Raw genomic sequence first — 19,604 nt, 5'->3', positions numbered from 1 at the left:
TCCCCGCCTTTTTTTGCACTGGAGCCGTTATGAATAAAGCGCTAGCAACGATGTTGTGTGTGGCCATGGCCGCCCCCGCGTGGGCCCAGATGTCGCCCGTGGGCGGGTGGCGCAGCATCGACGACAAGACGGGCGAGGCCAAGGCCGAGATCCGCATCGCCGAAACGGGCGGCGCGCTCACCGGGCGCATCGAGAAGTCGCTGAAGAAGGACACGCCCGCCGATGCGGTCTGCGTCGAATGCCAGGACGACCGCAAGGGCCAGCCCATCGCCGGCCTGGAGATCATCCGGGGCGGCAAGAAGGCCGAAGGCAAGGACGTGTGGGAGGGCGGCAAGATCCTCGATCCCGAAAACGGCAAGGAATACCGCGCCAGCTTCACGCCCATTGACGGCGGCGCCAAGCTGGAGGTGCGCGGCTACCTTGGCCCGTTCTGGCGCACGCAGGTCTGGCAGCGCATGCAGTAACCCATTCCAAAGAAACCAACCATGTCCCGATTCCAAGTGAAGAAAGTCGCCGTGCTCGGCGCGGGCGTGATGGGTGCGCAGATCGCCGCCCACCTCGCCAACGTGAAGGTGCCGGTCGTCCTGTTCGACCTGCCCGCCAAGGAAGGCCCGAAGAACGGCATCGTCACCAAGGCCATCGAGGGGCTCAAGAAGCTCAAGCCCGCGCCGCTGGGCGTGGCGGAAGACGCCGCGCTGATCGGCCAGGCCAATTATGAAGAGCACCTGGAGCAGCTGCGCGGGTGCGATCTCATCATCGAGGCGATCGCCGAGCGCATGGACTGGAAGCTCGATCTCTACAAGAAGATCGCGCCCTTCGTCGCACCCGGCGCCATCGTGGCCTCGAACACCTCCGGCCTGTCGATCACGCGCCTGAGCGAGGCGCTGCCCGACGCCATCAAGCCGCGCTTTTGCGGCATCCACTTCTTCAACCCGCCGCGCTACATGACGCTGGTGGAACTGATCGACACGCCGACGACCCGGCCCGAGGTGCTCGACCAGCTGGAAGCCTTCGTGACCAGCGGCCTCGGCAAGGGCGTGGTGCGCGCGCACGACACGCCCAACTTCATCGCCAATCGCGTCGGCATCGCCGGCATGCTGGCGACGATGAAGGAAGTGGAGAACTTCGGACTGACCTACGACGTGGTGGACGACCTCACGGGCAAGAAACTGGGCCGCGCCAGCAGCGGCACCTTCCGCACCGCCGACGTGGTGGGCCTGGACACCATGGCCCACGTCATCAAGACGCTGCAGGACAACCTGAGCGAAGACGCTACCAAAGGGGCTGCGCAGTTTGATCCGTTCTACGGCAGCTTCGGCACGCCCGAGGTGCTGAACAAACTCATCGAGATGAAGAACCTGGGCCAGAAGGCCAAGGCGGGCTTCTACAAGAAGGTGGGCCGCGACATCCTGCGCTTCGACCTGGAAAGCGGCGAGTACGTGCCGGGTGGCCAGAAGGCCGACGAGGTGTATGCCCGCATGCTGAAGAAGCCTGCCGGCGAGCGCCTGAAGCTCCTGCGCCATGCCGAGGGGGCGCAGGGCCGCTTCCTCTGGGCCATCCTGCGCAACAGCTTCCATTACGCCGCCGTGCATCTGGGCACCATCGCCGACAACGCGCGCGACGTGGACCAGGCCATGCGCTGGGGCTTCGGCATGAAGCAGGGCCCCTTCGAGCTGTGGCAGGAAGCCGGCTGGGTGGAGGTGGCGAAGATGATCCAGGAGGACATCGACGCCGGCAAGGCGCTCAGCAAGGCGCCGCTGCCCGACTGGGTGTTCAAGGGCCCGGTGGCCGAGGCCGGCGGCGTGCACACGGCCGAAGGATCGTGGAGCGCTTCGCGTGCCAAGTTCGTCCCGCGCCGCCAGCTGCCCGTGTACGAGCGCCAGCACTTCCCCGAGAAGCTGCTGGGCGAGGCGCTGCCCGACTGGCGCACGGCCGGCACCACGGTGTCCGAGTCCGATGCGCTGCGCACCTGGACGCTGGACAAGGATGGAGGCTCCTCCGGTCGCCGGATCCTGATCGCCAGCATCCAGAGCAAGATGCATGCGATCAGCCCCGACGTGATGGAGGGGCTCGTCGAAGCCATCGACATCGCCGAGCGCGAATACGACGGCCTGGTGATCTGGTCCGGCGACGCGCCGTTCAGCGTGGGCGCCGATCTGGCCGCCACCATGCCGGCCTTCGTCGTGGCCGGCATCTCGGCCATCGAGAGCGTCGAGCAGGAGCTGCAGAACCTCATGCTGCGCCTGCGCTACGCGCAGGTGCCGGTGGTGTCCGCCATCCACGGCATGGCACTGGGTGGCGGCTGCGAGCTGGCCGTGTATTCGGCCCGCCGCGTGGCGCACATGGAAAGCTACATCGGCCTCGTCGAAGTGGGCGTGGGCCTGGTGCCGGGCGCTGGCGGCCTGACCTACATCGCGCGCTGTGCGGCCGAGAACGCCGCGGCCTCCACGGGCAAGGACATCCTGCCCTTCCTGACCGAAGGCTTCACCGCCGCGGCCATGGCCAAGGTGGGCACCAGCGCGCTGGAATCGAAGAAGCTCGGCTACCTGCTGGACAGCGACATCGTCGTGCCGCACAAGGACGAGGTGCTGTTCGTCGCCTTGAACGAAGCCAAGGCGATGGCGGCCAGCGGTTGGCGCGCCCCTAACAAGCGCCTGTTCCCCGTGGCCGGTCGCAGCGGCATCGCCACCATCCGCGGCTCGCTGGTGAACATGCGCGACGGCGGCTTCATCAGCGACCACGACCAGCACATCGCCACCCTGATCGCCGAGATCGTGTGCGGCGGCGACGTGGATGCCGGCACGCTGGTGAGCGAGGAATACCTGATGGCGCTGGAGCGCAAGGCTTTCTGCGCGCTCATCCAGCACCCCAAGACGCAGGAGCGCATCCTGGGCATGCTGAACACCGGCAAGCCCCTGCGCAACTGATGTGCCATCGGACGACCGCATGACGACCTCCACCGGCGCATTCCCGCCCAACCGCATGCAGCTCCAGCTGGAACAGGTGGACGAGTTCCCGAAGTTCCTGCGCCCCTGGGTGCGCAACCTGGTGCTGCGCCGCGCCGTGCCGTTCACCCGCACGGCGCGGGTGGAGTTCATCGAGATGTCGCCGAACCGCGTGGAAGTGCGCCTGCCCAACGAGCACCGCGTGCGCAATCACGTCGGCAGCATCCACGCCTCGGCCATGAACCTGCTGGCCGAGACGGCCACGGGTATGGCGATGGGGTTGAACGTGCGCGACGACTGCCTGCCGCTGGCCAAGGACCTGAAGATGGCCTTTCGCAAGCGCGCCACGGGCGCCTTGCGCGCGGTGGCGGTGCTGACCGACGCGCAGCGCCAGGCCATGCAGGACAGCGACAAGGGCGAGATGCAGGTGCAGGTCACCGTGACGGACGAGGCCGGCATCGAGCCGGTGGAATGCGAATTCACGTGGGCCTGGATTCCGTCCAGCCGCCCCGCCAAGTAACTGACTGACTGATTGACTGACCGATCGATTGATCGATTGAAGGAGCCTTCTCCATGGCAAAACAAATGCAGGACGCCTACATCGTCGCCGCCACGCGCACGCCCATCGGCAAGTCGCACCGCGGCTTCTTCCGCAACACCCGCCCCGACGATCTGCTGGCGACCACCCTCAAGGCGGCCCTGGCCCAGGTGCCCGGGCTGGACCCGGCTTCCATCGAAGACATCATCTGCGGCTGCGCGATTCCGGAAGGCGCCCAGGGGCTGAACGTGGCGCGCATCGGCGCGGTGCTGGCGGGGCTGCCCACCAGCGTGGGCGGCATCACCGTGAACCGCTTCTGCGCCTCGGGCCTGTCGGCCGTGCAGATGGCGGCCGACCGCATCCGCGTGGGCGAGGCCGACGTGATGATCGCCGCCGGCGTGGAAAGCATGAGCATGGTGCCCATGATGGGCAACACGCCCTCGCTGTCGCCCAGCATCTTCGCCAAGGACGGCGACGTGGGCATCGCCTACGGCATGGGCCTCACGGCCGAGAAGGTGGCGCAGCAGTGGAAGGTGTCGCGCGAGGACCAGGACGCCTTCGCGCTGCAGTCGCACCAGAAGGCGCTGGCCGCGCAGCAGGCCGGCGAGTTCACCGACGAGATCACGCCCATCGAGGTGACCGACCGCACGGCGGACCTGGAGACGGGCGAGAGCATCGCCAAGACCCGCACCGTGGCGCTGGACGAGGGCGCACGGCCCGACACCAGCCTGGAAGGCCTGGCCAAGCTCAAGACGGTGTTCGCCGCGCGGGGCTCCGTCACCGCCGGCAACAGCTCGCAGACCAGCGACGGCGCGGGCGCGCTGATCCTGGCGAGCGAGGCAGCCGTGAAGCGTTTCGGCCTCACGCCGTTGGCCCGCTTCGTGAGCTTCGCCAGCAAGGGCGTGCCGCCCAGCATCATGGGCATCGGCCCCATCGAGGCCATTCCGGCCGCGCTGCGCTATGCGGGCCTCAAGCACGAAGACATCGACTGGTTCGAGCTGAACGAAGCCTTCGCCGCGCAGTCGCTGGCGGTCGTGCGCCAACTGGGCCTGGACCCTTCCAAGGTCAATCCCATGGGCGGCGCCATCGCCCTGGGCCACCCGCTGGGCGCCACGGGCGCCATCCGCGCCGCCACGGTGGTGCATGCGCTGCGCCGCAAGAACCTCAAGTACGGCATGGTGACCATGTGCGTGGGCATGGGGCAGGGCGCTGCGGGCATTTTCGAGCGCGTCTGAGGTCGGGGGCGCATTGCGCGCCCCGGCATTCCGGGGTTCAGGCAGTCGCCGGCACGACGGGACGGAGAAAGCAATCACGGCACACTCGCACACCATGACCCTCGATCTCCATCCCCTGGACGACGCGCTGGCCCTGGAGCCGGCCGGCGCCCACCGGTACACCGGCCGGACCACGCCCGCCTACTGGAACATGGTCGGCCCTTTCGGCGGCGCGACGGCCGCGGTGCTGCTGCAGGCCGTGCTGCAGCACCCCGACCGCCTGGGTGAGCCGCTGTCGCTCACCGTCAATTACGCCGGTGCGGTGGCGCAGGGCCCCTTCACGGTGCAGGCCACGCCGGTGCGCACCAACCGGTCCACGCAGCACTGGACGCTGTCCATCGTGCAGCCCGGCGCCGACGGCGAGTGGGTCACGACCACCACGGGCACCGCCGTGACCGCCGCCCGCCGCGAAACCTGGAGCCTGGCCGACACCCCCATGCCGACAGCGCCCGGCCCCGACACCCTGGAGCCGCTGGCCAAAGGGCTGGGCGTGGCCTGGCTCGACCGCTACGACCTGCGGCCGGTGGCCGGGGCCTTGCCGCAGCGCTGGGACGGCAACGGCGACAGCAGCCTCTCGCAGCTGTGGATGCGCGATGCGCCCGCCCGCCCGCTCGACTTCTGCGCGCTGGCGGCGCTGGCCGATGTGTTCTTTCCGCGGGTCTGGCTGCGCCGTGCGCACCGGGTGCCGGCAGGCACGGTGTCCCTCACGGTGTATTTCCACGCGGGGCGGGAGCAGCTGGCCGCCACGGGCACCGGATTTTTGCTGGGCCAAGCGCGTGCGCAAGAATTCCGCAACGGCTTTTTCGACCAGACGGCCCAGTTGTGGAACGATGCCGGCACTATGCTGGCCAGCAGCCACCAGATCGTTTATTACAAGGAATGAGGCGCCCCCTGGCGCCCCGTTCGCTTTCCCCGCCCACGACCTTCCATGGCAGGAGCTTTCCCATGACCGATACCCCGACCCAGGACATCCTCGTTCACACCGAATCCGGCGTGGCCACCATCACCTTCAACCGCGTGGAGAAAAAGAACTCCATCACCACCGCGATGTACGCCGCGCTGGCGGATGCGCTGGAGTCCGCCGCGGCCGACGGCGCGGTGCGCGTGGTCGTGCTGCAGGGCGATGTGGCCATTTTCAGCGCCGGCAACGACATCGGCGACTTCCTGAACAAGCCGCCCTCCACGCAGGACTCGCCGGTGTTCCGCTTCCTGCGCGGCATCGCCACGTTCCCGAAACCGGTGGTGGCTGCGGTCTGCGGCCCGGCCGTGGGCATCGGCACCACCATGCTCTTTCACTGCGATCTGGTCTATGCGGGTGACAACGCCGCGTTCTCCATGCCGTTCGTCAACCTGGGGCTGTGCCCGGAGGCCGCGTCCAGCCTGCTCGTGCCTCAGATGATGGGCTACCACCGCGCGGCCGAGGCGCTGCTGCTGGGCGAGCCCTTCCTGGCCGAGGCGGCGCTGGAGGTGGGGTTGGTCAACCGCGTGGTGCCGCCCACCGAGTGCAACATGGTGGCCCAGACCCAGGCGCGCAAGCTGGCGGCCAAGCCGCTTTCCGCGCTCATCGAGACCAAGCGCCTCATGAAGCAGGGCCAGACGGCCGCGGTGCTGGAGCGCATGGCCGAGGAAGGCGCGAGCTTCGGCCGCATGCTGCAGGAGCCTGCTGCACGCGAGGCGTTCAGCGCTTTCGTCGAGAAACGCCGGCCGGATTTCAGCGCGGTGTGACCGCATCTGCGGGGGGGCGTGGGCCTGGCGTTTGCCTGGAAACCGGGCATAACGATAGATGCCGGTGGCATGAATCTGGCAGTACATTGCTGCTCATCCATCAACCCCCTGCCGGACCGTGCCATGACTGCTGCCAAACCACCATCGCCATTCGCTGCTCCCCGTGCGCCGTCGCGCCGCGCCTTTGTGCAATGGGGCGCATCGCTTGCCTGCGGGGCCCTGGGGACGTCGGCCCTGGCTCAGGGGACGACCGCTTCGGCGCCCGTGCCGCTGGAAGGGGGCATCCTCAAGATCGTGGTGCCGTATGCAGCCGGTGGAGCATCCGACCGGGCCGCGCGCCTGCTGTCCGATGCCCTCGGGCCCCGGCTGGCGGTGCCGGTGGTGGTGGAAAACCGCGTGGGCGCGGGGGGGCGGCTGGCCGTCCAGCAGTTGCACCGCGACAGCTCCGGCCAGAACCAGGTCGTGCTGGCCAACCCGGCCACCATGCTGGTGGCGCCGCTGGTCTTCAAGGACAACGGCTACGACCCCGACAAGGACTATGTGGCCCTGTCCCAGATCACGAGCTACCAGTTCGGCCTGGCCGTGTCCACGGCCGTGCCGGTCAAGGAGTTCGCCCACCTGCACGCCTGGATGCTGGCCAATCAGGACAAGCTGGCCGCCGGCGTGCCGGCCACCGGCAGTCTGCCGCATTTCTTTGCCCTGATGCTGGCCGAGAAGCTCTCCCTGCAACTGCCCGTCGTGGGGTATCGGGGTTCCGCGCCGCTGCTCAACGATCTGATGGGCGGCCACGTGCCCATCGCCGTGGACACACTGGATGCGCTGGAGCCCCTGCACAAGGCCGGCAAACTGCGCATTCTGGCGGTGTCGGGCGATCAGCGGTCTCCCACGCTGCCGACGGTGCCCACCTTCAAGGAGGCGGGGCTGGGCCTGTCCGCCCTCGGGTGGAACGTGCTCTATGCGCCTGCGTGGCTGCCGCCGGCCCGGGCCCGGCGCATCGCCGACACGGTGACCCAGGTCATGGCGGACCCGGCCCTGCAGGCCCGCTTCGTGGCGGCCGACATGGTGCCCGTGGTCAGCTCGCGCGACCAGACCGCCAAAATGCTGACGGCCTACAAGGCGCAATGGGCGCCGGTGGTCCGCCATTCGGGCTTTCAGCCCTGAACCCCTGCCCCTTCCTCGATGACTCCACCCCCTGATTCCGCCCAGCCCTCTCCGTTCGAGGCCGAGTTCATCGATGGTTTGAAGGACATCTTCGAGCAGCGCATCGTCTTCAACCAATTGCTCGGTCTCAAGGTGACGCACCTGGGAGCCGCACATGTCGAGGCGCGCATCGAGATGAAGCCCGAGCTGGTGGGGCACTACGCCTACAACCGCGTGCACGGCGGCGTCATCAGCGCGGGGCTGGATGCCATGGGGGGGCTCGCCGTGATGGCGGCCATCGGCGCCCGCCACATGGACGAGCCGCCCGCGCAGCGCCTGCACCGCTTCGGCAAGCTGGGCACCATCGACCTGCGCATCGACTATCTGCGGCCAGGCATCGGGAGCCACTTCACCCTGCGGGCCGAAGTGCTGCGGCTGGGCTCCCGCGTGGCCAGCACGCGCATGGAGTTTTTCGGCCCCGATGGCACCCTGATGTCGGCAGGCGCTGCGGCCTACATCGTTTCGTAGCCTCAGCCTGCGCGCGATCGCGGCGATGTATGTCGCTGCAAAGCATGCAAGTGCATGCAACGATCGAATGGTTTGGTTACCGTTCTTGCGTAACGCGGGGAGTTTTCGCGGAACGTCGCTTCTAGCATGGCTCTTTTTCAAGGAGATCTGATGGCCGTGCAAAACCCCTTCTTCGGCAAGCGTGAACCCGACGCATTCCAGCCTCGCCAGCCTTCTTCCGTCCTCGGTGGTGCGACCACCGTGGTGCCCGGTGGCAACAGTGCCACGACCACGGCCCCTTCTTCCGCCAAGCCGGTATCCACCGGCACGGCGCCTGGCAGTGCCGTTTCCGACGGCGTGGGCAGCAAGCTGACGGTGGGCCCGAACATCAAGCTCAAAGGGGTGGAGATCACCGATTGCGACACGCTCGTGGTCGAAGGCACGGTGGAGGCCACGATGGACTCCCGCGTGATCCACATCGCTGAGCAGGGCGCCTTCCGGGGCTCCGCCGAAATCGACATCGCCGAGATCCACGGCGAGTTCGACGGCACGCTCACCGTGCGCGAAAAGCTCGTGATCTACAGCACCGGCAAGGTGACCGGCAAGATCCGCTACGGCAAGGTGGTGATCGAAGAGGGCGGCCAGCTGGCCGGCGAAATCTTTGCCGGCACGTCGGGCCCCGCTCCCCGTGCCAATGCGGTGAACAACAACACCGCCAACGCACGCAACGAAGCGCCTGCACTCGCCGCGGCCTGAGCCTCGGCGGGCATTGCGACCCACCCCGGCGTGCGCCGAGAGCGCACGTCACCGACCTGCCACGTACGGCCCGTGGCAGGCCAGGCGTCTCGCGCCGGGGTTTTACTCCACGTTCTCAGCCTGCCGCGCCACCTTCGGGCACAGCGGTGGCCGGCAGCGGGCGGGGCCTGCCTGCGGCATCGATGGCCACATAGGTCAGCCTTGCTTCCGTGACCTTCACATACCGGCCCTGCGCTGAAAAGCGCTCTGCATACACCTCGACCTCCACCGTGACCGAGGTGCGTCCAGTGCGCGTGACTGCCGAGAAGAACGACAGGATGTCCCCCACGCGAACGGGCTGCTTGAACACAAATTCGTTCACCGCCACGGTGGCCATGCGGCCCTGCACGTAGCGCGCCGGCAGCACCGATCCCGCCAGGTCGACCTGGGCCATGACCCAGCCGCCGAAGATGTCGCCGTTGGCGTTGCAGTCGGCCGGCATCGGAATCACCTTGAGCACCAGCTCCTTGTCGGTGGGCAATTCGGTCAACGCAGCGCTGGTAAGGGCGGTCATGGGCACAATCTCGGTAAAAACAACAACCGGAATTGTCCTTCATGCGCCCCCACGGCGAATCCCCACCCCCTCTCGCCTCGCGCTCCGGCGCCGGCTCCCGCACCGACTGGGCCACGCTCGGCCGGCTCGTTCCCTATCTCTGGCAATACAAGTGGCGGGTGATCGCGGCGCTGGTCTTCGTCGTGGGGGCCAAGGTGACCAACGTCGGCGTGCCATTGCTGCTCAAGCAGTTGATCGATGCTATGTCGATCGCCCCGGGCGACCCTGCCGCGGTGGTGGTCGTGCCCATCGCCTTGCTGCTGGCCTATGGCGGGCTGCGCCTGTCCACCTCCATCCTGACCGAACTGCGGGAACTGGTCTTCGCCAAGGCCACGCAGGGCGCCGCCCGCAGCATCGCGCTGCAGACGTTCGAGCACCTGCATGCCTTGAGCCTGCGCTTTCACCTGGAGCGGCAGACGGGCGGCATGACGCGTGACATCGAACGCGGCGTGCGCGGCATCGAATCGCTGATCTCGTTCACGCTGTTCAACATCGGCGCCACCCTGATCGAGGTGTTCCTGGTGCTCTCCGTGCTGGCCGTCAAGTTCGACGCGTGGTTCGCCTGGATCACGCTGGGCGCCCTGGGCCTGTACATCGCGTTCACCGTGCTGCTGACCGAATGGCGCACGAAATTCCGCCGGCAGGCCAACGAGTTCGACTCGGCCGCGCACGCGAAGGCGGTGGACTCGCTGCTGAACTACGAGACCGTCAAGTACTTCAACAACGAGGCGTTCGAAGCCCAGCGCTACGACGAAAGCCTGCAGCGGCTGCGCCATGCGCGCCTCAAGAGCCAGACCTCGCTGTCGCTGCTGAACACCGGGCAGCAGCTCATCATCGCCACCGGCCTGGTGGCCATGCTGTGGCGCGCCGCGCAAGGCGTGGCCGATGGCCGCATGACGCTGGGCGATCTGGTCATGGTGAACGCCTTCATGATCCAGCTCTACATCCCGCTCAACTTTCTGGGCGTGATCTACCGCGAGATCAAGCAGAGCCTGACCGATCTCGACAAGATGTTCACCCTGATGGACAAGGAGCGCGAGGTGGCCGATGCGCCCGGCGCCCAGCCGCTGGTCCACCTGGAGCACCCGGCCGTGCGCTTTGAAGACGTGCACTTTGCCTACGAAAGCCGTGCGGGCAGCGCGCGGCCCATCCTGCACGGCATCAGCTTCGAGATTCCCGCCGGCAAGACGGTGGCGGTGGTGGGGCCCTCGGGCTCGGGCAAGTCCACGCTGGCGCGTTTGCTCTTTCGCTTCTACGACATCCAGTCGGGCCGCATCACGGTGGCCGGGCAGGACATCCGGGCCGTGACACAGGACAGCCTGCGGCGCGCCATCGGCATCGTGCCGCAGGACACCGTGCTGTTCAACGACACCATCGCCTACAACATCGCCTACGGCCACCCGGGCGCGGGCCAGGATGCCGTGGAAGCCGCCGCCCAGGCCGCGCGCATCCACGGCTTCATCGCCGCCACGCCGCTGGGTTACGCCACGCAGGTGGGCGAGCGCGGCCTCAAGCTCTCGGGCGGCGAGAAGCAGCGGGTGGCGATTGCCCGCACGCTGCTGAAGAACCCGCCGATCCTGATCTTCGACGAAGCCACCTCCGCGCTCGATTCGGCCAATGAGCGGGCCATTCAGGCCGAGCTGAAAAGCGCGGCGCGCAACAAGACGGCCCTGGTGATCGCGCACCGCCTCTCCACGGTGGTGGATGCGCACGAGATTCTGGTGATGGAAGCCGGCCGCATCATCGAGCGCGGCACCCATGCCGCGCTCCTGGAGCAGGGCGGCCGCTACGCCAGCATGTGGGCGCTGCAGCAAAGCGGAGAGGCCGGCTGACGGGGCGCCGCAACGCGCCCTGGTGCGCGGGTGCCGGTCCGCAGGCCGACCCGGCCCTTCAGGGCTTGCGCGCGGCGATCGCCTTCTCGGCCTGGTCCACCAGGTCCGCGCCGATCTGGCCCTTCCACTTGTCGAACACCGGGCGCGTGGCCTTGGCGAAGGCGGTGCGTTCGGCGGGGCTGAGCTGGGTCACCGTCACCCCGTGGCTGGCGATTTCCTTGAGCAGGGGCTTGTCGGCCTCGACCATGCCCTTGCGCGCGATGGCGATCTGTTCCTTGCCGGCGTCGATGGCGGCCTGCTTGACGATTTCGCGGTCGGCGGGCGTCCAGGAATTCCAGATGTCCTTGTTGACCACGAAGATCAGCGGGTCGTTCATGTAGCCCCACAGGGTCATGTATTTCTGCGCCACGGTGTAGAGCTTGGCGGCCATGTAGACCGACACCGGGTTCTCCTGCCCGTCCACGGCGCTGCTGGCCATGGCGGGCTGGGCGTCGGCCCAGCTCATCTGGGTGGGGTTGGCGCCCAGTGCGGAGAAGGTGTCCAGGAACAGCGGCGAGCCGACCACGCGGATCTTCAGGCCCTTGAGGTCCTCGGGGCTCTTGATGGGGCGCTTGGAGTTGGAGATTTCACGGTAGCCGTTCTCGCCCCAGGCCAGCGGCACCACGCCGGCCTTGTCCAGCGTCTGGAAGATGCTCTTGCCCACCTCGCCTTGCGTCACCGCATCCACGGCGGCGTAGTCTGGAAACAGGAAGGGCAGCGAGAACAGGTTGAGCGGCTTGACCTGGGGCGACCAGTTGATGGTGGAGCCCACGGCCATGTCGATCACGCCCTGGCGCAGCGCGCTGAACTCGCGCGTCTGGTCGCCCTGGATCAGCGAAACGCCGGGGTACAGCTTGATGTTGATGCGGCCCTGCGTGCGTTCGCGGACCTTGCTGGCCCACAGTTCGCCGCCCTTGCCCCAGGGGAAGGCGGTGCCCAGCACCAGCGACATGCGGTATTCGCTCTTGTAGTTTTGCGCCAGGGCCGGCGTGGCGAAGGCCAGTGCGGCGGCGGCAGCGACGGCGCTGGTGAGGAAGGTGCGCAGTTTCATGGTTTCAGTCTCCTGGTTCTCGGTGAAAAGGGGGCGGTGGGGTCGATGGGGTCAGTAGCCCAGGCGGGCGGGCAGCCACAGCGCCAGTTGCGGGAAGGCAATGACCAGCACCATGACGATGAACATCGCCAGCAGCATCGGCCCCACCCAGCGCACGGTGGACTCCATGCGCACGCCGGCGATGCGGCACGACACCATGAGGTTCACGGCCAGCGGCGGCGTGAACTGGCCCAGGGCGACCTTGAGCGTGAGGATGACGCCGAACCACACCGGGTCCCACTGGTAGTGCTGCATGATGGGCAGCAGCAGCGGCACGAAGATCAGGAAGATCGAGATGCCGTCGAGGAACATGCCCACCGTGATGAGCAGCAGGATCAGCAGCGCCATCACGCCGTATTCGCCCAGGCCTGAGTTCACGATGGCCTTGGCTACCGGATCGATCACGCCCAGCGTGGACAGCGAGAACGCGAAGATTCCGGCCAGCGACACCACCAGCAGGATCACGGCCGAGAGCTCGCCCGCCTCGCGCAGGATGGGAAACAGGTCGCGCACCCGGATGGTCCGGTGGATGCACATGCCCACGAACAGGCCGTAGAACACCGCCACCACAGCCGCCTCGGTGGGGGTGAACCAACCCGCCCGCATGCCGCCCAGGATCAGCACCGGCGCGGCCAGGCCCCAGGAGGCCTCGCGCAGGCTGCGCCAGAACGGCGGGCGTGGCATGGAGGATTCGAGCGCGCCCATCTTGTGCCGGCGGGCCAGCCAAACCGCGGGCACGATGAGCGCGATGCCGGCGAGCACGCCGGGAATCATGCCGGCCGCGAACAGCGCGGGCACGGAGGCGCCCGGCACCAGCACCGAATAGATGATGAACGCGACGGAGGGCGGGATCAGGATGTCGGTGGCCGCCGCGGCGCCCACCACGCTGGCGGAGAACGAGCCCGGATAGCCCGCCCGCGACATGGCCGCGATCATCACGCCACCCACCGCGGCCGCATTGGCCGGGCCCGAGCCGGAGATGCCGCCCAGGAACATCGCCACGGCGATGGCCACCAGGGGCAGCATGCCCGGGCCGCGGCCCACGATGGCCACGGCGAAGTTCACGAGCCGAAGCGCCACGCCGGAGCGGTCGAAGATCGAGCCCACGAGCACGAACATGGGAATGGCCAGCAGCGGGTACTTGCCCAGGCCGGCATAGAAGTTCTGAGGCACGGCCAGCAGGCCGAACCATTGGCTGTCGGCATTGGCCAGGGCAATGGCCGCCACCCCCGCCAGCCCCAGCGCGGCGCCGATGGGCACGCCCACGAACATCATGGCAAGGAACGCCACGAACAGCAGGGTCGCGATCATGCGGAGGTGTCCTGCCGGCCCGCCGGGGAGGCCGTGCGGCCCCGGCGGATGAACAGCCCCACCGCCCGCCAGGTGATCAGTGCGGACAGCAGCGGCAGCCACACCGAGTACCACCACTGCGGCACGCCGATGCCGGGGGAGGTCTCGCCGAAGCGGTAGTCGTCCCACACCACCCGCACGCTCAGCACGGCGATCGCGCCGAACAGCAGCGCCACCATCAGTGCACCGAAGCGGGCCAGCACGTGACGGCGCGCGGCCGAGCCGCCCTCGGCGAACCATTCGATGCGGATGTGCTGGTCGCGCGCGACCGCGGCGGAGCCCGCCACCAGCGCCAGGACGATCATGAGGAAGACCGAGATCTCCTCGGTCCAGGCGAAGGAGGAGTTGGTGAAGTAGCGCACCAGCACATTGGCGAAGGTGATGAGGGCCAGCGCCGCCATCACGATGACGGTGAGCCAGTCTTCGATGCGCAGGGAGCGGGGAGCGTCGTCGGGCGGTGCGGCAGGCCGTGCCGCGTCGTGGGGCGCGGGCCCGGACGGGGGAAGTGAGGACATGGGAGGCAGAGGGTCGAGAGAACGGACAACGTGGCGATGCGGGTCACTCTGCCCGCCGGCCTTGTGCGCCAGGGGCCCGGACGGGGCGGCGCTCGGAGCGCCGAAGCCATTTTGCAAGCAAACGTGGCAGGGCCCGGTGCAGGGTTTCCCCAAGGGGCCTTGCGCCGCAGGCACGCGCGGCCCCCGATAATGCGCGCCATGGAAACCAAGTGGCTCGAGGATTTCGTCAGCCTCGCGGAAACGCGCAGCTTCAGCCGTTCAGCGCAATTGCGCCACGTGACCCAGCCGGCGTTCTCGCGCCGCATCCAGGCGCTGGAGGCCTGGGCCGGCACCGATCTGGTGGACCGCAGCTCCTACCCGACCCGGCTCACGCCCGCGGGCAAGACGCTCTACGAGGAAGCGCTGGAGATGCTGCAGGCCATGCAGAACACCCGCGCCATGCTGCGGGCCCACACCAGCGCCGGCAAGGACATGATCGAGTTCGCAGTGCCGCACACGCTGGCCTTCACGTTCTTTCCTGCCTGGCTGTCGAGCCTGCGCGAGCGTTTCGGGCCGGTCAAGAGCCGCCTCATCGCGCTCAACGTGCACGATGCCGTGCTGCGCCTGGTGGAGGGGGGGTGCGACCTGCTGATCGCCTACCACCATCCCTCGCAGCCCTTCCAGCTCGACGCCGACCGCTATGAAATGGTGACCCTGGGCCAGGAAATCCTCTCGCCCTATTCGCGCGCCAATGCCGACGGCCAGCCGCTGTTCAGCCTGCCGGGCCGCGCGGGCGAGCCGCTGCCCTACCTGGGGTATGCACCCGGGGCCTATCTGGGCCGCGTGACGGATTTGATCCTCAAGCAGTCGGGCACGGCCATCCACCTGGACCGCGTCTATGAAACCGACATGGCCGAGGGACTGAAAGCGATGGCGGTCGAGGGGCACGGGGTGGCCTTCCTGCCGCACAGCGCAGTCAAGAAGGAACTGCGCTCGCGCCGCCTGGTCAGTGCGGCGCCCCCGGGTGTGGAGGACCTGCAGATGGCGATGGAAGTGCGGGCCTACCGCGAAAAGCCGTCCGGCAAGGAACCCTCCAAGGGCATCGCCCAGTCGTTGTGGACCTACCTGCAGGCCCACAGTACGGACAAGCCCCTTTGACCGCAGGGTCAGGTTATGTGTCAAATGCATATTCCACCGTGCATTTGGCATTGGAAAGACCGTGTGACGGGACGTACATTCCGTCCCGGCGTCCGGAGCGAAGTGCACAAGCCTTCGCCCAACAGAGACGCCCGGCCTGGCACGGTGTTTGCTCAGGTTAGAACTTACGAACTTTGAGACAAGCCATGAAAACATTCCATTGGAAGGCCGTATGGGGCGTTGCCGCCTTGTGCTGGGGCATGGCTGTCTCCGCGCAGGGGGTACTGGAGCGGGTCACCGCCGGCGGCAAGCTGGTGCTGGCCTACCGGGAATCCTCGGTGCCCTTTTCCTATGTGGACGCCGGCAAGCCCTTGGGCTATGCGGTGGAACTGTGCCAGCGGATCGCCGAGGTCGTACGCAAGAAGACCGGCCGCAAGGACATGGAAGTGGAATTCGTGCCGGTCACCTCGGCCAACCGCATGGAGACCATCGAGAAAGGCCGCGCCGACATGGAGTGCGGCTCCACCACCAACAATGCCGAACGCCGCCAGGTCGTGGCGTTCACCGTGCCCCACTTCATCACCGGCGCCCGCCTGCTGGTGCCGGCCCAGAGCAACGTGGACCGCATCGAAGACCTCAGCGGCAAGAAGCTCGTGTCCACCAAGGGCACCACGCCCTTGAAGGCGGTCCAGCAGATCAACCGCGAGCGGCTCCTGCAGATCAACATCGTCGAAGCCCCGGACCACGCCCGGGCCGTCGAGATGGTGGAAAAGGGCGAGGCCGATGCCTTCGCGATGGACGACGTGCTGCTCTACGGCCTGGCGTCCAACCGCCCCAATCCGGCCGCCTTGAAGGTGGTCGGCAAGTTCATCACCACCGAGCCCCTGGCGATCATGCTGCCCAAGAACGACCCTGCGTTCAAGAAGGTGGTGGACGACGAGATGCGCCGGCTGATCACCAGCCGCGAGATCTATCCCATCTACGACAAGTGGTTCGCCCAGCCCATACCGCCGTCCAACCGCGCGCTCAACCTTCCGGTGAGCTATCTCTTGCGGGATTTCTGGCGCTATCCCACCGATCAGGTTCCGTTTTGAGCGCCGTTTTTTTAGCTGCGCTGACCCGATGTTCCGGGTATTCGGCATGGTGGCGAATTCCACTCCGTGCCAATATCTAGAATGATTGTTTCCGTTGTATCCGTAAGTTCTAAGGAGATCCTGATGAAGAAGCATTTGCTGGCAGTCGCCATCACCGCCCTGGCTGCAGGGAGCGCATTCGCGCAAGCCAATGACACGCTGGCCAAGATCAAGGCCTCCGGCACGATCACCGAAGGTGTGCGCGAATCCTCCGGCCTGTCGTACACCCTGGGTGACGGCAAGTACACGGGCTTCCACTACGACGTGTGCGCCAAGGTGATCGCCGACGTGCAAAAGCAGCTCGGCCTGGCCAAGCTGGACGTCAAGTACCAGCCCGTCACGTCGCAAAACCGCATCCCCCTGGTGCAAAACGGCACCGTGGACATCGAGTGCGGCTCCACCACCAACAACGCGGCCCGCCAGAAGGACGTCGCCTTCGCGGTCACGACCTATGTCGAAGAAGTGCGCATCGCCGTCAAGGCCGATTCGGGCATCACCGGCATCAAGGACCTGAACGGCAAGAACATCGCCACCACCACGGGCACCACCTCGGTGCAGACGCTGCGCAAGAACAAGCGCGCCGAAGGCCTGACGTTCAAGGAAGTGTTCGGCAAGGACCATTCCGACAGCTTCCTGCTGCTGGAATCCGGCCGCGCCGACGCCTTCATCATGGACGGCTCGATCCTGGCTTCCAACATCGCCAAGTCCAAGAGCCCCAACGATTTCAAGATCGTCGGCGAAGTGCTGAGCGTGGAACCCATCGCGATCATGATCCGCAAGGACGACCCCGCCTTCAAGAAGGCCGTGGACGACAGCATCAAGGCGCAGATCAAGTCCGGCGACATGGCCAAGCTGTACGACAAGTGGTTCCTGCAGCCCGTGCCTCCGAACAACGTGAAGATCGGCCTGCCGGTGAGCGAAGCGACGAAGGCTGCCTGGGCGAACCCCAACGACAAGCCCATGGAAGAGTACGCCACCAAGGACTGAGCGCCCGGCGCTCGCATGCGGCAAACGCCCACCTGACGGTGGGCGTTTGTTTGTTTCCCCGGCAGGGATGCCCGGGATGGGGCGCCAAGTTTGAAGACAACGAGATTTGAGAAGGATTTCCCATGGGATCAAATTGGGATTGGCAAGTCTTCCTGCAGGACCCAGGGGGTGAATACCCGACCTACCTCCAGTGGATGCTCTCTGCCTGGGGCTGGACGGTGTCGGTGGCCCTGCTGGCCCTGGTCATCGCGCTGGTGATGGGATCGATCGTCGGGACGCTGCGCACGCTGCCCGACAACAAGGTGCTGGTCGGCTTCGGCAATGCCTGGGTCGAGCTGTTCCGCAACATTCCGCTGCTGGTGCAGATTTTTCTGTGGTACCACGTGCTGCCGGCGATCTTCCCGGTGCTCAAGGGCGTCTCGGGCTTCATCCTCGTGGTGCTGGCGCTGGGCTTCTTCACTTCGGCGCGGATCGCCGAACAGGTGAGGGCAGGCATCCAGGCCCTGCCGCGCGGCCAGCGCTACGCGGGCATGGCCATGGGCTTCACCACCGTGCAGTACTACCGCTACGTGCTGCTGCCGATGGCATTTCGCATCATCATTCCGCCGCTCACGAGCGAGACGATGAACATCTTCAAGAACTCGTCCGTGGCCTTCGCCGTGTCGGTGGCCGAACTGACGATGTTCGCGATGCAGGCGCAGGAAGAGACCTCGCGCGGCATCGAAATCTACCTGGCCGTGACGGGCCTGTACGTGATCTCGGCCTTCGCCATCAACCGCATCATGGCCTTCATCGAAAAGCGCACGCGCGTTCCCGGCCTGATCGTGTCCGGCGGCACGGGGGGAGGCCACTGACATGATGAATCTCGACCTTTCCTTCTACAGCTGGGACATCATCAGCAAGTTCGTCGTCAAGGGCTTTTACTTCAGCATCATGCTGACGCTGATCGCCACGGTCGGCGGCATCCTGCTGGGCACCGTGCTGGCGCTGATGCGCCTGTCGGGCAAGAAGTGGCTGGACGCGCCGGCCACGTTCTACGTCAACGGCATGCGCAGCATCCCGCTGGTGATGGTGATCCTGTGGTTCTTCCTGCTGGTGCCGGCCTCGTTCTACGCGGCCCTGCCCGGCGGAATCGGCACGAGCTACCGCTCGGAGCTGTCGGCCATCATCACCTTCATCGCCTTCGAGGCCGCGTACTTCAGCGAGATCATGCGGGCCGGCATCCAGTCGATCTCCCGCGGACAGGTGTTCGCGGGCCAGGCGCTCGGGATGACCTACGGCCAGAACATGAAGCTCGTGATCCTGCCGCAGGCGTTCCGCAACATGCTGCCCGTGCTGCTCACGCAGACCATCATCCTGTTCCAGGACACTTCGCTGGTCTACGCCATCGGCGCCTACGACATGCTCAAGGGCTTCGAGACGGCGGGCAAGAACTACGGGCGGCCGATCGAGGCCTACCTGCTGGCAGCCGTCGTGTACTTCGCGATGTGCTTCGCACTGTCCTGGGTCGTCAAGCGCCTGCACCGGAAAATCGCCATCATCCGCTGAGCGGAAAGAGTGAGGAAATAGCAATGATTGAAATGAAGAATGTCTCGAAGTGGTACGGCAGCTTCCAGGTGCTGACCGACTGCTCCACTTCCATCCAGAAGGGCGAAGTCGTGGTGGTGTGCGGCCCTTCGGGCTCCGGCAAGTCCACGCTGATCAAGACCATCAACGCGCTCGAGCCCTTCCAGAAGGGCGAGATCTTCGTGGACGGCATCGCCGTGCACGATCCCAAGACCAACCTGCCCAAGCTGCGCAGCCGCGTGGGCATGGTGTTCCAGCACTTCGAACTGTTTCCCCACCTGTCGGTGACCGACAACCTGACGATCGCGCAGATCAAGGTGCTGGGCCGCGGCGCGGACGAGGCCAAGAAGCGCGGCCTCAAGATGCTGGACCGCGTGGGCCTGTCGGCGCACAAGGACAAGTTCCCCGGCCAGCTGTCGGGCGGCCAGCAGCAGCGCGTGGCGATTGCTCGTGCGCTGTCGATGGACCCCATCGTGATGCTGTTCGACGAACCCACCTC

Annotated in this window: 20 protein-coding genes; 16 read left to right on the top strand and 4 right to left on the bottom strand. The window is 66.7% G+C overall.

The genetic code is table 11. From position 1 onward, the window contains the following. The first annotated feature begins 29 nt into the window (after positions 1-29). The 9 genes from AC27IO_RS04230 to AC27IO_RS04190 all read left to right on the top strand — a co-directional run bounded on the left by AC27IO_RS04230 (position 30) and on the right by AC27IO_RS04190 (position 8,885). Positions 30-464 (top strand): DUF2147 domain-containing protein, encoded by a 435-nt coding sequence (locus AC27IO_RS04230; protein WP_284429730.1) that lies wholly within the window; start codon positions 30-32, stop codon positions 462-464. 21 nt (positions 465-485) lie between these two features. Continuing rightward, complete coding sequence (locus AC27IO_RS04225) at positions 486-2,927, top strand: 3-hydroxyacyl-CoA dehydrogenase/enoyl-CoA hydratase family protein (protein ID WP_498737461.1); 2,442 nt, start codon at positions 486-488, stop codon at positions 2,925-2,927. A 19-nt stretch (positions 2,928-2,946) separates the two neighbouring features. Next, on the top strand, positions 2,947-3,465 hold the full coding sequence (locus AC27IO_RS04220) for a DUF4442 domain-containing protein (protein WP_272565149.1): 519 nt from the start codon (positions 2,947-2,949) through the stop codon (positions 3,463-3,465). A gap of 53 nt (positions 3,466-3,518) precedes the next feature. Beyond that, the gene (locus AC27IO_RS04215) at positions 3,519-4,718 is read left to right on the top strand and encodes an acetyl-CoA C-acyltransferase (RefSeq protein WP_317353130.1); all 1,200 of its coding nucleotides are present in this window, start codon (positions 3,519-3,521) and stop codon (positions 4,716-4,718) included. Positions 4,719-4,812: 94 nt separating this feature from the next. After that, positions 4,813-5,640 carry an acyl-CoA thioesterase gene (locus AC27IO_RS04210; protein ID WP_317353127.1) on the top strand — a complete coding sequence of 276 codons (828 nt, stop codon included), beginning with the start codon at positions 4,813-4,815 and terminating at the stop codon, positions 5,638-5,640. 62 nt (positions 5,641-5,702) lie between these two features. After that, positions 5,703-6,482 (top strand): enoyl-CoA hydratase, encoded by a 780-nt coding sequence (locus tag AC27IO_RS04205; protein WP_498737458.1) that lies wholly within the window; start codon positions 5,703-5,705, stop codon positions 6,480-6,482. Between the two features lie 264 nt (positions 6,483-6,746). Beyond that, positions 6,747-7,643: a tripartite tricarboxylate transporter substrate-binding protein gene (locus AC27IO_RS04200; protein ID WP_498737456.1), complete on the top strand. Its 897-nt coding sequence runs from the start codon at positions 6,747-6,749 to the stop codon at positions 7,641-7,643. A gap of 18 nt (positions 7,644-7,661) precedes the next feature. Continuing rightward, positions 7,662-8,150 (top strand): thioesterase family protein, encoded by a 489-nt coding sequence (locus AC27IO_RS04195; RefSeq protein ID WP_284398167.1) that lies wholly within the window; start codon positions 7,662-7,664, stop codon positions 8,148-8,150. A gap of 150 nt (positions 8,151-8,300) precedes the next feature. After that, positions 8,301-8,885, top strand: coding sequence for a bactofilin family protein (locus AC27IO_RS04190; protein WP_284429736.1), 585 nt, complete (start codon positions 8,301-8,303; stop codon positions 8,883-8,885). Between the two features lie 115 nt (positions 8,886-9,000). Here the strand turns inward: AC27IO_RS04190 and AC27IO_RS04185 are convergent, their stop codons facing one another. Further along, on the bottom strand, positions 9,001-9,438 hold the full coding sequence (locus tag AC27IO_RS04185) for an acyl-CoA thioesterase (RefSeq protein ID WP_498737453.1): 438 nt from the start codon (positions 9,436-9,438) through the stop codon (positions 9,001-9,003). Positions 9,439-9,479: 41 nt separating this feature from the next. Between AC27IO_RS04185 and AC27IO_RS04180 the strand changes: the two genes are divergently transcribed. Beyond that, positions 9,480-11,309: an ABCB family ABC transporter ATP-binding protein/permease gene (locus AC27IO_RS04180; protein WP_498737451.1), complete on the top strand. Its 1,830-nt coding sequence runs from the start codon at positions 9,480-9,482 to the stop codon at positions 11,307-11,309. A gap of 58 nt (positions 11,310-11,367) precedes the next feature. Here the strand turns inward: AC27IO_RS04180 and AC27IO_RS04175 are convergent, their stop codons facing one another. The 3 genes from AC27IO_RS04175 to AC27IO_RS04165 are packed head-to-tail and all read right to left on the bottom strand — an operon-like array spanning position 11,368 to position 14,303. Beyond that, positions 11,368-12,399, bottom strand: coding sequence for a DctP family TRAP transporter solute-binding subunit (locus AC27IO_RS04175; protein ID WP_272565140.1), 1,032 nt, complete (start codon positions 12,397-12,399; stop codon positions 11,368-11,370). A gap of 51 nt (positions 12,400-12,450) precedes the next feature. Continuing rightward, positions 12,451-13,749: a TRAP transporter large permease gene (locus AC27IO_RS04170; RefSeq protein WP_284429739.1), complete on the bottom strand. Its 1,299-nt coding sequence runs from the start codon at positions 13,747-13,749 to the stop codon at positions 12,451-12,453. Further along, on the bottom strand, positions 13,746-14,303 hold the full coding sequence (locus AC27IO_RS04165; RefSeq protein WP_498737449.1) for a TRAP transporter small permease: 558 nt from the start codon (positions 14,301-14,303) through the stop codon (positions 13,746-13,748). Before AC27IO_RS04165 ends, AC27IO_RS04170 begins: the two co-directional genes overlap by 4 nt. Positions 14,304-14,501: 198 nt before the next feature. Here AC27IO_RS04165 and AC27IO_RS04160 point away from each other — a divergent pair, with 198 nt between their 5' ends. The 6 genes from AC27IO_RS04160 to AC27IO_RS04135 form a co-directional block, all read left to right on the top strand. Further along, the gene (locus AC27IO_RS04160; RefSeq protein ID WP_272565137.1) at positions 14,502-15,440 is read left to right on the top strand and encodes a LysR substrate-binding domain-containing protein; all 939 of its coding nucleotides are present in this window, start codon (positions 14,502-14,504) and stop codon (positions 15,438-15,440) included. A gap of 185 nt (positions 15,441-15,625) precedes the next feature. Next, on the top strand, positions 15,626-16,513 hold the full coding sequence (locus AC27IO_RS04155; protein WP_284429741.1) for an amino acid ABC transporter substrate-binding protein: 888 nt from the start codon (positions 15,626-15,628) through the stop codon (positions 16,511-16,513). 123 nt (positions 16,514-16,636) lie between these two features. Continuing rightward, positions 16,637-17,539 carry an amino acid ABC transporter substrate-binding protein gene (locus tag AC27IO_RS04150; protein WP_487088993.1) on the top strand — a complete coding sequence of 301 codons (903 nt, stop codon included), beginning with the start codon at positions 16,637-16,639 and terminating at the stop codon, positions 17,537-17,539. Between the two features lie 122 nt (positions 17,540-17,661). Next, on the top strand, positions 17,662-18,393 hold the full coding sequence (locus AC27IO_RS04145; protein ID WP_272565134.1) for an amino acid ABC transporter permease: 732 nt from the start codon (positions 17,662-17,664) through the stop codon (positions 18,391-18,393). A 1-nt stretch (position 18,394) separates the two neighbouring features. Further along, the gene (locus AC27IO_RS04140) at positions 18,395-19,087 is read left to right on the top strand and encodes an amino acid ABC transporter permease (RefSeq protein WP_272565133.1); all 693 of its coding nucleotides are present in this window, start codon (positions 18,395-18,397) and stop codon (positions 19,085-19,087) included. A gap of 23 nt (positions 19,088-19,110) precedes the next feature. After that, on the top strand, positions 19,111-19,604 hold a 494-nt coding region (locus tag AC27IO_RS04135), incomplete at its 3' end, for an amino acid ABC transporter ATP-binding protein (RefSeq protein ID WP_498737445.1).

The sequence above is a fragment of the Acidovorax sp. KNOB132 genome, assembly GCF_057541515.1.
This window is presented reverse-complemented; position numbering and strand designations above follow the sequence as displayed.

Excerpts from the sequence above, each read along its gene's own strand:
- AC27IO_RS04230 (WP_284429730.1), top strand. The coding sequence starts at position 30 with ATGAATAAAGCGCTAGCAACGATGTTGTGTGTGGCCATGGCCGCCCCC.
- AC27IO_RS04225 (WP_498737461.1), top strand. The coding sequence starts at position 486 with ATGTCCCGATTCCAAGTGAAGAAAGTCGCCGTGCTCGGCGCGGGCGTG.
- AC27IO_RS04220 (WP_272565149.1), top strand. The coding sequence starts at position 2,947 with ATGACGACCTCCACCGGCGCATTCCCGCCCAACCGCATGCAGCTCCAG.
- AC27IO_RS04215 (WP_317353130.1), top strand. The coding sequence starts at position 3,519 with ATGGCAAAACAAATGCAGGACGCCTACATCGTCGCCGCCACGCGCACG.
- AC27IO_RS04210 (WP_317353127.1), top strand. The coding sequence starts at position 4,813 with ATGACCCTCGATCTCCATCCCCTGGACGACGCGCTGGCCCTGGAGCCG.
- AC27IO_RS04205 (WP_498737458.1), top strand. The coding sequence starts at position 5,703 with ATGACCGATACCCCGACCCAGGACATCCTCGTTCACACCGAATCCGGC.
- AC27IO_RS04195 (WP_284398167.1), top strand. The coding sequence starts at position 7,662 with ATGACTCCACCCCCTGATTCCGCCCAGCCCTCTCCGTTCGAGGCCGAG.
- AC27IO_RS04190 (WP_284429736.1), top strand. The coding sequence starts at position 8,301 with ATGGCCGTGCAAAACCCCTTCTTCGGCAAGCGTGAACCCGACGCATTC.
- AC27IO_RS04185 (WP_498737453.1), bottom strand. The coding sequence starts at position 9,438 with ATGACCGCCCTTACCAGCGCTGCGTTGACCGAATTGCCCACCGACAAG.
- AC27IO_RS04180 (WP_498737451.1), top strand. The coding sequence starts at position 9,480 with ATGCGCCCCCACGGCGAATCCCCACCCCCTCTCGCCTCGCGCTCCGGC.
- AC27IO_RS04175 (WP_272565140.1), bottom strand. The coding sequence starts at position 12,399 with ATGAAACTGCGCACCTTCCTCACCAGCGCCGTCGCTGCCGCCGCCGCA.
- AC27IO_RS04170 (WP_284429739.1), bottom strand. The coding sequence starts at position 13,749 with ATGATCGCGACCCTGCTGTTCGTGGCGTTCCTTGCCATGATGTTCGTG.
- AC27IO_RS04165 (WP_498737449.1), bottom strand. The coding sequence starts at position 14,303 with ATGTCCTCACTTCCCCCGTCCGGGCCCGCGCCCCACGACGCGGCACGG.
- AC27IO_RS04160 (WP_272565137.1), top strand. The coding sequence starts at position 14,502 with ATGGAAACCAAGTGGCTCGAGGATTTCGTCAGCCTCGCGGAAACGCGC.
- AC27IO_RS04155 (WP_284429741.1), top strand. The coding sequence starts at position 15,626 with ATGAAAACATTCCATTGGAAGGCCGTATGGGGCGTTGCCGCCTTGTGC.
- AC27IO_RS04150 (WP_487088993.1), top strand. The coding sequence starts at position 16,637 with ATGAAGAAGCATTTGCTGGCAGTCGCCATCACCGCCCTGGCTGCAGGG.
- AC27IO_RS04145 (WP_272565134.1), top strand. The coding sequence starts at position 17,662 with ATGGGATCAAATTGGGATTGGCAAGTCTTCCTGCAGGACCCAGGGGGT.
- AC27IO_RS04140 (WP_272565133.1), top strand. The coding sequence starts at position 18,395 with ATGATGAATCTCGACCTTTCCTTCTACAGCTGGGACATCATCAGCAAG.